This is a genomic window from Novosphingobium sp. AAP1 (genome assembly GCF_001295765.1).
GTDB lineage: Bacteria > Pseudomonadota > Alphaproteobacteria > Sphingomonadales > Sphingomonadaceae > Novosphingobium > Novosphingobium capsulatum.
This window is the reverse complement of record NZ_LJHO01000003.1, coordinates 518,157-530,829: the sequence shown is the minus strand read 5'-3', so window position 1 is coordinate 530,829 and position 12,673 is coordinate 518,157. Positions and strand designations below refer to the sequence as shown.

Here is a 12,673-nt window from a genome sequence, read left to right as displayed (position 1 = left end):
TTTGGCAATAGGCCGATCGACAGGGGGGTCATGGATGCATTTCCCACCGCCAGCTGTCGCGTGGCGGCGCTTTTTCGGTTAGGGGAAGGCATGGCAGGAAAAACGGAAACCGTCGCAGACACAGCGACAGGCGAGAATAAAGTTCTCAAGAAAGCGCGCGCATCGTCGGCTGGAAGCAAGGCCGCACGCCCCCGCGCGACTCCAAAGCGAGACGCGGCGCGCAACCAGGATCTGGAAGACACGAAGGTCGTTCCGCGCTCGCGCAGGGCGATCGAAACCTACGAGAAGCTAATCGCCGCGGCCGGCGAATTGCTGGGCGAAGTCGGGTTCGAGCGGCTGACGACCAACGCGATCTGCGAACGCGCGCAGCTCACCCCACCAGCGCTCTATCGCTACTTCGATGACAAGTACCAAATCATCGAGGAACTCGCCACACGGCTGCAAAAGCGGCAGTTCGATGCCTTTGCCGTCTGGCTTTTCAAGAATGGCGCGACGCTGGACACCAGCGAAAACCCGATCCTGCTGGCAGACTGGTTTCGCACCGCGTCCGAGATCATCGAAACGCAGCCCGGCGGCGTGTGGACCATCCGCGCGATGCGCGCGCTGCCCCATCTTGCCCATGTGCGGCTGGAATGGCAGCGGCGGTTCACCGACCAGATGTTCCGGTTTTACCGCCCGGCCATCACCGACCTTTCCGATGAAACGCTGTGGGCCAGGCTGCGCATTCGCGCCGAATTCGGCTTCGTGGTCGATGAACTGGCTCTCGAAGAAGACCGGGTTGCCCGCTCGACCCTGTTCAAGGAAGCTGCCCTGATCCTCACCGGCATGAGCCGCTTGACCACGTCATGAGCCGGACGGCGGTGACACGCCATTGACAGGTGTATAGTTTTAGCTAGCCTCCATGCGTCGGCGGTCCACCGGCGAGGAGAGCGCGTATGGCTACATCGGTGAAGCGTCGGCAGGCCTGGCTGCTCGATCCGCCGTCGCACCGCGAGCTTGCAGCGGTGATGGCGGTGGGGACCTTTGCCCTGGTGATCGCCGGCATTCAGCCGCTGCTGTTCGGGGCATTGGTAAACGAAGGCCGGATATCGACTGCGGGCCTGGGCGGCGCGGTGACGGTGGAGTTCCTTGCTCTTGCCTCCGGGGTGGCGCTGGCCAGTGCCAGGCTCCAGCCGGTTCATCTGCGGCTGCGCGGGCTGCTTGCGGCCATGGCGCTGATCGCTGCCAACGTGATGAGCATGCGCCATGCAGCGCCGCTGCTGTACGTCGATCGCGGGATCGCCGGATTCAGCGCGGGGGTTTTGCTGTCGATCCCTTCGCTTCTGCTGGCGCGCTCGCGCAATCCCTCCAAGCTCGGCGCCGTGCTGATGGTGTTGCAGGGATTGGTCCAGGTGGCGTTTTCGGCGCTCCTGCCGCTCACCTTGATGCCGGCCTGGGGCGCCAACGGCGGGTTCCTGGCGCTGGCCGGCACGTCGACGCTCGCGGCGGTCTTCGTGCTTGGCGTGCCCAACCGGCTGCCCGCCGTCGCCGACGATCAGTCCGATGGGGAGCCCGCGCAAAAGCTGCCACCGGCCGGCGCGCTCAGCCTGCTGGGCGTGGTGCTGGTCTACGCCTTTGTCTTCGGCTTCTTTTCCTACCTCGGACAAATCGGCACGGAAGCCCACCTCGGATCAGACCTGATCGGCCTCGTCCTCGCGCTGACGGTGGCAGCCTCGATCGTGGGGTCGCTGCTGACCGCCGCGATCGCGCCGAAGGTTTCGTTTTTCCGGATCTACGGCATTTCGGTGGCGTGCAACGCGGCGCTGATCGTCATCCTGTTTCAATTGCCCGGGCCCATCGGCTTTGCGCTGTGCGCCGTCTGCTTCGGCGTGTTCTGGGGCCTGCTGATGCCGTATCAGCTCAACTTCACCGCCGAAGTCGATCCCACCCGGCGGGCCACCTTGCTCGTCCCCGGCGCACAGGCCCTCGGTGCCAGCCTTGGCCCGCTGCTGTGTGCCCTGAGCGTTACGGCCACCGACAGCAGAGGGGCATTGATCGTCGCAGGCGCATGCCTTCTCGGCTTCCTGGTCATCGTCATGGGCCTCCATGCCCGCCAGCGGCGGCTTCTGTCCCATCCCGAGCTGTTCCCTTCGACCTGACGCGTCGCTGGTCGTCTGACCGCCGCAGGGCGAAAGCAGGCAGCGCCAGCACTTAGCCGGTGGCGTGCAAGGGCTCGGCCAGGCCCAGCAGCGGCGGCTCGATGCAGTTGCGCCCGCGCTGCTTGGCTTTGTAGAGCGCGGCGTCGGCGCCTTCGATCAGCACATTGAGATCGAAATCATCCGTCAATGCGCCTGTCGCAATGCCGAAACTGGCAGTGACAAAGGGCGGCCCGATCGGTGCCTTGTGCGGTATGCGCCGCGCAGCAATTTCGCGCCGCATGCGTTCGGCAACAAGGATCGCGGTCGGCTGATCGATGTCGATGAGGAAGACAATGAACTCCTCCCCGCCGAACCGGCATACCCGGTCACCCGTCTTGCGCGCCTCGGATACCAGCAACCCCGAAATGCGGCGCAGGCAATCGTCCCCGGCAAGGTGGCCGAACGTATCGTTATAGGCCTTGAAGTGATCGATATCGACCATGACCACGGATACCGGCCGGCCGACATGAACCTGCCGCTGGATAGTGACCCACTGTTCCAGGGCACGCCGATTGCCCAGCCCGGTCAGCGGATCGATGATCGACAGTTCCTCGAAAACCTGCGCGCACAGGCGATCGCGAACCGAACGCAGCCAGCCGCGCCGCTCCATCTTTTCCAGGCTGTAGAGCGCCACCAGCGCGAAACCGGCAAAGGCGAGCGAGAGGAAGGCGGATGCGCCTTTCGACTGTACCGAGGCGTCTTGGAGACTGGCCAGGGTCAGGAGTTGGACAGTCACCGTGGCGGCCGCTGCCAAGAGGGCGTAGCGCCATCGCAGGCGCAGCACCATCACCGTGAACATCATGACGAACAGGATGCCCAGATGGTAGTTCTCGCGCAGCGGGCTCGCACTGGCGACGACCAGCATATAGATGGAAAGCGCCATGATCGTGGAGAGTGCCACCTGCAGCCCCTCGCGCACGGCGGCGGGAGGATGGCGCGCGGTTATCCAGACCGCCGCGACCGTCAGGCTGGTCACCAGCCCGAACCGCAGGACCAACGCCAAGCCAAATGCATCGGGCAGGGAAAAATAGTCGAGCACGATAAGCGAATCGAACAGCGCCAGGGACAAGAGCGCCATGCGCACATACCAGCGCACCCGCACCGGCCCGGTCTCCTGCTCGAACTGCTCTTCCAGCACGCGCGGAAAGCGCAGCGCAAAGCCTCTCTTGTCCAGCGCCTGATCGATCAGCGCGAATTGCAGATCGACCGCACTCTTGCCGTGGAGGTCGTCCATCCCGTGTCTGCCCGCAGCAACTCCCATTTCAGGGTACATCGGCTGCAAGAATGAATTGTTAACAGACGGGTTTTTGAGTGCCTTGATCCACGGCCAATCAGCGGCAGGCGCAATTCTGAATCGGCGTGGCTCTCCAAAACGGCTGACGTATGGCCTCTGCCACCGCTTTCCTCAGCCAGCGGAGGGCAGGATCCTGCGATTGGCGCGCGCGCCACGCGATGTGGATGGCAATTTCCGGCAGGGCAACCGGCAGCTCGTGGATCGTCAGATGGGCCTTCTCCTCCTCGCGCAGGATCGCCGATGGCACGACTGCGAGAAGATCTGACCCGATCACGACGCTGGCAACGATCAGGAAATGCGGCACGCGCAGCATGATGCGGCGGCGCAGACCCATGGTTTCGATGAGCGAGTCGACATTCGCCCCGGTACCTTGGCCGATATCCACGCCGACATGCGGCAGCGTCAGGAAAGCCTGAAGCGTCATTCCGCCAGACAGTGCCGGGTGCGCGCGATCGGCGATGCAGACCATTTTCAGCGTCTGGACAGGCTCGCAGTGCAGGCGTTCGGGCAGGTTGGGAAATACGCCCAGGCCAAGATCGGCCGCGCCGGATAGCAGGTGCTCGGTCCCCTCGCGCGCGCCCGATGCCAGCAGGTCGATGTCCACGCCAGGAGCGCTGGTCCGCAGGCGGGGAATCAGGTTGGGCAGCAGGTGCGCTGCACTCGCATCCGACATGGTAAGCGTGAAGCTGCGCTCCGCCGTGGCCGGCTCGAACTCGGGCTCGGTGTCCAACGCGGCGCGCAGCCGGTCGAGCGCACCGCCGATCGGGTCGGCCAGGGCCAGCGCGCGCGGGGTTGGATCCATGGCACCGCCGCGGCGGATAAACAGATCGTCGCCCAGTACCCCGCGCAAGCGACGCAGGGCGTGGCTCATCGCTGGCTGGCTCAGCCCGACCCGATCACCGGCGCGCGAGAGATGGCGGTCCTTCATCAGCGCATCGAAGATGACCATCAGGTTAAGGTCGAGCGAAGCCAGGTTGAGCGGAGCCGTCATGCCCCCGGCTATAGCAGCAAGGGATCATCACTGAAAACGAGGGAAATGCCCAGATCATTCACCATGCGAATAATGTGGTGCGAACATGCAATTTGCCCAACCCCGGCAAACCAGGCTTAATCGCCCCAACAAGGCCCAAGAGAGCCACGAAGGGGAGAAATGATGAAGGCACTATTGCTGGTCGGCACTGCGTTTGCGGCGGTGTCGCTTCCCATGACCGCTGCCGCGCAAGTCGCCACGCCTGGCGCTGCCGTGGCGCCTGCAGCCACTACCCAGGCCGAACCATCCGGGCAAACCACCGGGCTTGCCGAGATCGTCGTCACGGCGCAGCGCCGGGTCGAAAACGCGCAGCGCGCCGCCGTGGCGATCGATGTCGTTTCGCCAGGGGAACTGACGCGCGCCGGGGTGGTGACGGCAACGACGCTCAACGCCACGGTTCCTGCGCTGACGGTGCAGCAAGGCGGCGGCGCCAACACCACGTTCTTCGTGCGCGGCGTCGGCAACTTCACCAACAACGGCTATTCCGACCCGGCGATCGCGTTCAACCTCGATGGCGTCTATCTGGGCCGGCCGACATCGACCACCGGCACGTTCTTCGATCTGGAGCGGATCGAGGTGCTCAAGGGGCCGCAAGGCACGCTGTACGGCCGCAACGCCACGGGCGGGGCCATCAACGTCATTCCGGCCAAGCCTAAGCTGGGCGAGCGGTCCGTCTCGCTTTCGGGCGGTTTCGGCAACTACAATGCCATTGACGTCGAAGCAGCAGCCAATCTGCCGATCGGTGACAATGCCGCGTTCCGCCTGGCCGGCAAGATCGTGAACCGGGACGGCTACAACCAGGACGGCACGTCTGATGAAGTGGGCCAGGCCATCCGCGCCCAGTTGCTCGTCCGCCCGAGCCCCGGCGTGACCGTAAGGATCAGCGGTGACTATTCGCATCAGGGCGGCCGGGGCGCTGGCGGCAGCTATGTCGGCACGGAAAACTTCACGCCAGGCACGCCCGCAACCGCGACATCCCCGGCGAACTACACGTTCACGCCGGCAAACGTTGATCCGTACAGCGGCCTCCTGTCGCGTTCGGGCAGCGCCTATTTTGCGCAAGCGGTCATTCCCGGCACGTTCATCAATCCGGCGCCGCTGGTGCGCCCCTATCTCAACAACACCTACTGGGGCCTGACCGGCGAGGTGAATGCCGATCTGGCCGGCGGCACGCTCACCATCGTGCCGGCCTACCGGCACTCCAAACTCGACAACCTGTTCAATGGCCCGTCGTTCAGAGGGTCGCTCAACCGCGAGAACGACAGCCAGTTCAGCGGTGAAATGCGCTTCCAAGGTCCGCGGGTCGGTCCGTTCGACTGGTTGATCGGCGGCTACTACTTCGACGAAACCGTCAAGGGGCAGTATGGCATCAACCAGTACCAGATCATCTCCTTCCAGGATTTCACGTCGAAAACCAAGTCTTACGCCACCTTTGGACGGGTAACCGCCCATCTTGGCGATGCCCTGCGGTTTGTCGCGGCCGGGCGCTACACGCACGACAGCAAGACGTTCAACGGTAGCTCCGACACGCTCGTCGAACTGTGCAACAATGCGCCGCCGCCGTTCGGCACCGGCTGCTTTGGCGGGCCATCGCTGCCGGTTGTCCAGACCCTTGCCCAGGTGCCAGGCGTACCTGCCCTGCCCGGGCCAGCCAACGCGGTGCCCTATGGTTCGGCCGGCAACATCCTGTTCTACATTCCCAACCAGGTGAATGCCGCGATCAGCAAGGGCCGCGTGACCTATCGCCTGGCCGCCGAATACGATGTCGCGCGCGCATCGCTGCTCTACGCCAGCTATGAAACGGGCTATCGCTCGGGTGGCTTCTCCAACGCCCCAGGGCACGAAACCTTCGCCCCGGAATATGTCGAGGCGTGGACGCTCGGCTCGAAGAACCGGTTCTTCAACAGCCGCGTGCAGTTGAACATCGAACTGTTCCACTGGCGCTATCGCAACCAGCAGGTGTCGCACTATGGCCTGGATGCCAACAACGCCACCAACTACTTTACAGAGAACATCGGCAGCTCGACCATCAAGGGTGTCGATGTGGAAGCGCAGGTTCTGGTTACGCGCAACACGCGGTTGAGCGGGACTGTCCAGTATCTCGACGCCAAGGCCACCAGCTATACCTACAACACGCCCCGTGATGCGGCTTCACCCCCGCCGGCCGTGGGCTGTGCCGTAACGCCGACAACTGCGGGCGGCGCGGCTGTCTACGCGATCGATTGCGCCGGCAAGCCCAGCTACAATTCGCCGCGCTGGTCGCTCAACGGCGGGATCGAGCAGACGATTCCGCTCGGCGATCGCAAGCTCGTGCTGAACGGCGATGCCCGCTACCGGTCCAACAGCGTCGTCGGTTTCGAATATCTCGCGCAGCAGAACAGCGGTTCGTTCTGGACATTCGATGCCTCGGCCACGTTCGGATCGACCGACGAACGCTGGTCGATCACCGGCTATATTCGCAACATCACGAACCAGGCGGTGCCACTGTTCACACAGTACGTGGCGCCAGCCGGCGGTGTGCTGTCGTCGGTCTATGCCCCGCCCCGGACGTATGGCGTGCGCCTTGGATACAAGTACTGATCAAGCCGGAGAGAACGTGATGCTGAAGATGATCATCGGCGGGCGCCGCCGCGCGGGAATGACTCACCGCGACTATTCCCGCTATGCCGAGCAGGTTCATGGTGCAACGGTGGCGCATAACCCCGGCTACATGACGAGCTACATCCAGAATCACGTTCTCGATGCAGTCTATGGCACCCATGCGGCAGGATGGGTGGCCGGGCCCGACTTTGACTCGTTCAGCGAGATCAGCTTTCCCGACGGGGCAGCGTTTGCCCGTTCGATCGCCGATCCCTATTACCGCGAAACCATCCAGCCCGACGAGCTCAACTTCGTCTGCCACAGTGCCATCATCCTGCTGGCCACCCGGACGCAGGAGGTTGGGGTACGCGTGCCCGGCGCCGCCCCGCTCAAGCTCATGCGGTTCATTGCCAGTAACGATGCGTCGTCGCCTGCCGCGTTTGACCAGGCCTGGGCGCAGGAGGCCGGCCGCATCGCCGATCATCCGGCCCTTGCCCCGTTCCTCCGGCGCATGACCCGCAGCATCAGCATCGCGGGAGAAGCCGACGCCAACCTTCCCGCCAACTTCATCGCCAATGCGCCGCTCAGCCCCTTTGCCGGGGTGGAAAGCCTGTGGTTCGACAGTGATGACACGTGGCGCGCGATCGATGCCTATCGCGCGGTGATCGAGGAACCCCAATCACACCTTTCTGGCCTGCTGGACCGCCGGCAGGAAGCGCTGTTCGTGGTCGAGGAGCGCACGATCGTGGCCGATCACACGGCACCCAACGCAGCAGTGGAGATGACGTGATGGCTCGCTTTGTTCAAAACCGCTGGTATCAGTTCGCCTGGGCCGATGAAATTGCCGATGGTGCCGTGCTGACCCGCACGGTGCTGGATATTCCCATGGTCGCCTTCCGCACCGACGCCGGCAAGATGGCCGTGCTCGACAATCGCTGCCCCCACCGCTTTGCGCCGCTCAGCGAAGGCAAGCGGGAAGGCGACACCATCGCGTGCCCCTATCACGGCCTGGTGTTCAATACCGCCGGCCAATGCGTCCGCAACCCGCACGGCGCGGCGACCTCGACGCTTGCGGTCGCCAGTTTCCCGGTGCTGGAGCGGCATAAGGCGGTGTGGATCTGGGTCGGCCAACAAGAGCCGGACGAAAACCTGCTGCCCGATCTTTCCTTTATCGATGCCGCGCCGGAAACGGCACAGTTGCGCCTGCACACCGCGGTCCAGGCCAACTACGAACTGCTCGCCGACAATATCCTCGATCTGAGCCACGCCGATTATCTGCACGCCAGCAGCCTGGGCAGCGGGTTCAACACACGGGCCAAGTCGACCGTGGAAGAACATGCCGATCACTTCTCCATCGCCTGGCGTTCGGACAGCGACGATGCGCCGCCGGCCTTCAACCTGGAATCGCCGGCCAAACTGTGGACCGAGGTGGATTGGTATGCGCCGGCGCTGATGGTCCTGCGCGCTGGCGGGCATCCGGTGGGCAAGCCCGAGCGCGGCATCGACACGCTCAACCTGCACAACATGACGCCCGAAACGCTGACCAGCACGCACTATTTCAGCTGCAACACGCGCAATTTCCTGATCGATGACGCCGCGTTCAACGCTGTCCTGCGCGAACAGCTGATCCACGCTTTCCAGGTCGAGGACAAACCGATGATCGAGAAGGTCCAGCGGCAGATGGGAACGCCGGACCTGTGGTCGCTGGGGCCAAAGATGCTGCCGATCGACAAGGGCGCCGTGCTGGCCCGCCGCCGTGTTGCCAGGCTGATCGAGGCTGCCGAATAAGGCAGCGAGCCCGGCGCGGATCGATCGCCGCGCCGGGCTTGTCCACTATTTCCGAAACATGTCTATTGCGATGGCATCGGCCATCGCCTGGTAGCCCGCATCGTTGGGATGTAGCCAGTCGCCCGACTGCAGATCCGTTCGCATCCTCTTGCGACGAAGCGGGTCGCGTATAATCGCGTCGAAATCGATCACGGGGCCATCGCCGGGGTTGTTTCTGATCCAGGCGTTCACCGCCTGCCGCGTCGCTTCGCCCGCCTCGGAATAATAGTCGGCGCCTTCGAACGGCGGTATGGTCGCCAGGTGAACCTTGATCCCATGGGCGTGGGCCCGCGCGGTGATCTGTTGATAGGCCGCGATCAGCGCGGCGGCCGGCGTTTCCGGCGCGCTGCCGATATCGTTGATACCCTCCAACACGATCAGGTCGGTAACCCCGGTCATGGCGAACACATCACGATCGAGCCGCGCCAGGGCTGGAACCCCGAAGATCGCCACAGGATCGGGCGCAAGGACGCGATTGCCGCTGATCCCCACGTTGACCACCGCCGCAGACGCAAGGTCCGCCGTGCCATGCAGTCTCGCGGCGAAAAAGTCTGGCCACCGTCGGTCGGCGCCGGGGGTCGACATATAGCCGTCGGTGATCGAGTCCCCCAATGCCGCGATTACCCGGCCCGGTGGGCCCTGCACCTCGACCGCCGTCAAGAACGGGCGCGCCGGAGAGCGGGACGCCGGGGTAAACGCACGCGTGGTGTAATCGCCGGGTGGCGAGAGCAGCGTATAGGCCTGCCCATCGGCGTGGCACGTGCATGCGACCTTCTCGTCTGCGACGTATATCGCCACGCTGAGCTGGGCGCGCGCGGGAACATGGATCGCGATGGCATCGCTGACCAGCGGTGATCCGGGCGCCACGGTAAAGTCGGCGTTGCCATTGGCGGTCACCACGCGCGGCTCGCCAACCGTCTTGGCCCCTGCCGCATCAAGCAGGCGAACCGTCACGCGACCAATGTGCAACGGCGCCGCACCGAACTCGTTGGACAGGCGGAGGCGAACCGCATCGCCACCCGCGCTCAGGCGGATGACCTGAACGATCGTCTGGTTCGCGATGACCGGACTAACGAATTCCGGCGGAACACCCGGGCCCGCCTGCAACGACGGCGCGGGTGATGCAGCCCAGCTCGCCCGCCATACCTGTGCGCCCGCCGGCGCTCCTGCCGCAAAGGCAGCCACGATCAGCGCAGCAGCGCGAACAGCCATCCAGGGCATCGTGCCGAACACTCCTGCAAAAGATCCATCACGCATGGGCCGGCGGGATCACACGTCCTGGCCGACCCATGCTTGCAACGATGCTCAATAATGGAACGAAACCTGCACGCCATAGGTGCGCGGCGCGCCCACCGTCTGCGTGATCATCCCGAACGGCGCCGTCTGGTCGGCCGCGCCGATCGCGTACTTCTTGTTGGCAACGTTGCGGACATAGGCACCGATATCGAAGCCATGCTTGTTCTGGTAAACAATGTTCAGGTTATGAATCCAGTAACCGCTCTGGGTGATATAGGGGTCGTTGGTCGAGTCGAAATACTGGAAGCTGCGATAACTTGAATTCCAGCGGAAATTGAGATCCCCGTTCAACGCGTCGAGCGGAATCTTGTAGCTGGCGGTTCCGGAAAAGCTGAACCGGGGCGCATTGGCAAGACGGTTGCCATCGAGCGGCGTGGCGCCCTCGAACATCGGCAAGCCTGCGCTGATGATCTTGGCATTGAGCCACGCCGGCGCCAGCGTGAAGGTCAAGCCACGAACAGGGGCGGCGGTCAGTTCCACCTCGACACCCTCGGTACGTGCCTTGTGGGCATTGGCCAGAACCTGTGTGATCTGTTCGATCGGCCCGGCCGCGGTGTTCACGGTCTGCGGAACCTGCGCGAAGATCTGCTCGTCGATATAGTCGTTGTAGAACAGGGCAACGTTGAAGATCAGCCGGCGATCAAACCAGCTCGTCTTCGCCCCGATTTCATAGGCCGTCACCCGCTCGGGCTTGACCGGCTGCAGCTGAAACAGCGCTTGCTCGGGGTCGCTGCTCAGGAAGCTGCCGTTGAACACACCGCTTTTGAAACCGGTCGCGACGCTGGCATACGTCAGGATCGCGTCGGTCGGGCGATAGCTGACCGCAGCGCGCCAGGTGGCGTTGGTGTTGGTCTGGGTCTGGTCCGAAGAAATGAACCCTTCCAGCGGGCCGAAATTGCCGCGACCGCCGGACTGGTATTGCCGCGACGCGTCATACTCGAACGTCTTGCGTTCGTGAGTCAGCCGGCCCCCAAGCGTGAACGTCACGTTGCCCAGCGTATAGTCGGCTTGGCCGAACGCAGCCACGGAATCGGTTTTCTGATGGCTGTGGTCATAGGCACGCTGGGCGATGCCATCGAAATTGCCGGCGCCAGCCGGAATGCCGAAGCCGCCGTAGAGATCACCATCGATGAAGAGATCAAGCGGTTGATCCTGCCGGAGATCTTCGTGGAGGTAGTACAGGCCGAACACCCAGTTAAATTTTGCGGAGGTGTACGCCGCGCGCAATTCCTCGGTGTAGGTGTTGGTTTTCACGCCAAATGTCGCTTCGACCAGGTTGGCCGGGTTGGCGTCGCTGTCCTCGGGGAAGTATTTGTCGTTGTGCTGAAAGGCCGAAATCGAGGTCAACGTCACGCGGCCGAGGTCGTAGTCGATCCGGGCGGTTTCGTTGAGATTGAGGTTCCGCAGATACTGCGTGCGATTGTATTGGCCGCGATAGAAGTTGGACGGCGTGCCGAAGCCGAACATATCGACGCAGTTGCCGGCATAGGCATCGGTGACCGAGCACACCACCGGCGCCGGATCGCTTTGCGTGCCAGGCTTCAACGTGCCGATGTGGCGATATTCGTTGGGCACGTTGTTGACCAGGCCGGCGGTCGAGCTGAGCAGGATTTTCAGGTTCGGCGTCGGCTTCCACAGCAACTGTGCGCGCACGGCCTTGCTGTTCGTGCCATTGGCGGAAATGCCGTAGAAGTCGTTGTGCATGAAGCCATCGGAATGATTGTAGACGACCGCAATGCGCGCACTGAGATTGTCCGTAATCGGCCCGCCGACCGCGCCGGTGACAAACGTGGTGTTATAGTTGCCCTGCTCGACATGGACGTCGGCCGTCAGCTGGTCGGTCGGCTTTTTCGACGTGAACAGCAGGGCGCCGCCGCTGGTATTGCGCCCATAGAGCGTGCCCTGCGGCCCTTTGAGCACCTGCACCTGGTCGAGATCGAAAATCGCAAAGCTCTGCGCCGAGGGCGCGCTGATATAGACATCGTCAATATAGACGCCGTTGGGGCCAGCGTTGTTGCTGTCAAAGTCATTGAGGCCAATGCCGCGAATACTGATCAAAGGCTGGTTGCCGACCCCCATGGGGCTCTGGATCATGAGGTTCGGGGTCGCCTGGGCGATATCCTCGGTGCTCTTGACGCCAATCGACTGGAGGTCCTGGCCGGACAGCGCCTGGACGGATACCGGCACCTTCTGAATATCTTCGTTTCGGCGCTGCGCTGTGACCACGATCACACCGACCTGGTTGGAATCCGGGGCCACGGCTACCGCCGTGGTCGCAGGGGCCGCCTGGGCGGCAGCGCTTCCAGCATATCCCAGAACCATCATCGCGCTCGTCATCAACAGCGTTCGATTTAGCAACTGCTCGGACATAAGCCCCCCTCATATTTTATTGTGGACCGTGGCCTTTTCGCAGTGGGCGAATGCGGCCTCATTGCGATAGCTAGTGCTATTGAAACATGTTCGACATAC

At 63.4% G+C, this 12,673-nt stretch carries 9 protein-coding genes; 5 read left to right on the top strand and 4 right to left on the bottom strand.

Annotated features, from left to right (window positions below):
* The first annotated feature begins 90 nt into the window (after positions 1-90).
* Together IP65_RS09440 and IP65_RS09435 are read left to right on the top strand one after the other, a co-directional pair.
* Positions 91-849: a TetR/AcrR family transcriptional regulator gene (locus IP65_RS09440; RefSeq protein WP_022677705.1), complete on the top strand. Its 759-nt coding sequence runs from the start codon at positions 91-93 to the stop codon at positions 847-849.
* A gap of 86 nt (positions 850-935) precedes the next feature.
* The gene (locus tag IP65_RS09435; RefSeq protein WP_054131508.1) at positions 936-2,138 is read left to right on the top strand and encodes an MFS transporter; all 1,203 of its coding nucleotides are present in this window, start codon (positions 936-938) and stop codon (positions 2,136-2,138) included.
* Positions 2,139-2,190: 52 nt separating this feature from the next.
* Here IP65_RS09435 and IP65_RS09430 read toward each other — a convergent pair whose 3' ends face one another.
* Together IP65_RS09430 and IP65_RS09425 are read right to left on the bottom strand one after the other, a co-directional pair.
* Positions 2,191-3,411 (bottom strand): diguanylate cyclase, encoded by a 1,221-nt coding sequence (locus IP65_RS09430; protein ID WP_022677707.1) that lies wholly within the window; start codon positions 3,409-3,411, stop codon positions 2,191-2,193.
* Between the two features lie 97 nt (positions 3,412-3,508).
* Positions 3,509-4,462 carry a LysR family transcriptional regulator gene (locus IP65_RS09425; RefSeq protein ID WP_022677708.1) on the bottom strand — a complete coding sequence of 318 codons (954 nt, stop codon included), beginning with the start codon at positions 4,460-4,462 and terminating at the stop codon, positions 3,509-3,511.
* Positions 4,463-4,621: 159 nt separating this feature from the next.
* Here IP65_RS09425 and IP65_RS09420 point away from each other — a divergent pair, with 159 nt between their 5' ends.
* From IP65_RS09420 to IP65_RS09410, 3 genes are read left to right on the top strand one after another with little or no spacing between them, the layout of a single operon-like run.
* Complete coding sequence (locus IP65_RS09420) at positions 4,622-7,081, top strand: TonB-dependent receptor (RefSeq protein ID WP_051146444.1); 2,460 nt, start codon at positions 4,622-4,624, stop codon at positions 7,079-7,081.
* Positions 7,082-7,100: 19 nt separating this feature from the next.
* Positions 7,101-7,871 (top strand): EthD domain-containing protein, encoded by a 771-nt coding sequence (locus IP65_RS09415; protein ID WP_022677710.1) that lies wholly within the window; start codon positions 7,101-7,103, stop codon positions 7,869-7,871.
* The gene (locus IP65_RS09410) at positions 7,871-8,869 is read left to right on the top strand and encodes an aromatic ring-hydroxylating dioxygenase subunit alpha (protein ID WP_028658239.1); all 999 of its coding nucleotides are present in this window, start codon (positions 7,871-7,873) and stop codon (positions 8,867-8,869) included. The genes IP65_RS09415 and IP65_RS09410 overlap by 1 nt, the downstream gene beginning before the upstream one ends.
* A 45-nt stretch (positions 8,870-8,914) precedes the next feature.
* Here the strand turns inward: IP65_RS09410 and IP65_RS09405 are convergent, their stop codons facing one another.
* Together IP65_RS09405 and IP65_RS09400 are read right to left on the bottom strand one after the other, a co-directional pair.
* Positions 8,915-10,120: an SGNH/GDSL hydrolase family protein gene (locus tag IP65_RS09405; RefSeq protein WP_197279240.1), complete on the bottom strand. Its 1,206-nt coding sequence runs from the start codon at positions 10,118-10,120 to the stop codon at positions 8,915-8,917.
* A gap of 93 nt (positions 10,121-10,213) precedes the next feature.
* Positions 10,214-12,574: a TonB-dependent receptor gene (locus IP65_RS09400; RefSeq protein ID WP_082350013.1), complete on the bottom strand. Its 2,361-nt coding sequence runs from the start codon at positions 12,572-12,574 to the stop codon at positions 10,214-10,216.
* Positions 12,575-12,673: the final 99 nt, after the last annotated feature.

What these genes read in the sequence shown, in the direction of transcription:
- IP65_RS09440 (WP_022677705.1), top strand. Translation starts at nt 91, where the DNA reads ATGGCAGGAAAAACGGAAACCGTCGCAGACACAGCGACAGGCGAGAAT.
- IP65_RS09435 (WP_054131508.1), top strand. Translation starts at nt 936, where the DNA reads ATGGCTACATCGGTGAAGCGTCGGCAGGCCTGGCTGCTCGATCCGCCG.
- IP65_RS09430 (WP_022677707.1), bottom strand. Translation starts at nt 3,411, where the DNA reads ATGGACGACCTCCACGGCAAGAGTGCGGTCGATCTGCAATTCGCGCTG.
- IP65_RS09425 (WP_022677708.1), bottom strand. Translation starts at nt 4,462, where the DNA reads ATGACGGCTCCGCTCAACCTGGCTTCGCTCGACCTTAACCTGATGGTC.
- IP65_RS09420 (WP_051146444.1), top strand. Translation starts at nt 4,622, where the DNA reads ATGATGAAGGCACTATTGCTGGTCGGCACTGCGTTTGCGGCGGTGTCG.
- IP65_RS09415 (WP_022677710.1), top strand. Translation starts at nt 7,101, where the DNA reads ATGCTGAAGATGATCATCGGCGGGCGCCGCCGCGCGGGAATGACTCAC.
- IP65_RS09410 (WP_028658239.1), top strand. Translation starts at nt 7,871, where the DNA reads ATGGCTCGCTTTGTTCAAAACCGCTGGTATCAGTTCGCCTGGGCCGAT.
- IP65_RS09405 (WP_197279240.1), bottom strand. Translation starts at nt 10,120, where the DNA reads ATGGCTGTTCGCGCTGCTGCGCTGATCGTGGCTGCCTTTGCGGCAGGA.
- IP65_RS09400 (WP_082350013.1), bottom strand. Translation starts at nt 12,574, where the DNA reads ATGTCCGAGCAGTTGCTAAATCGAACGCTGTTGATGACGAGCGCGATG.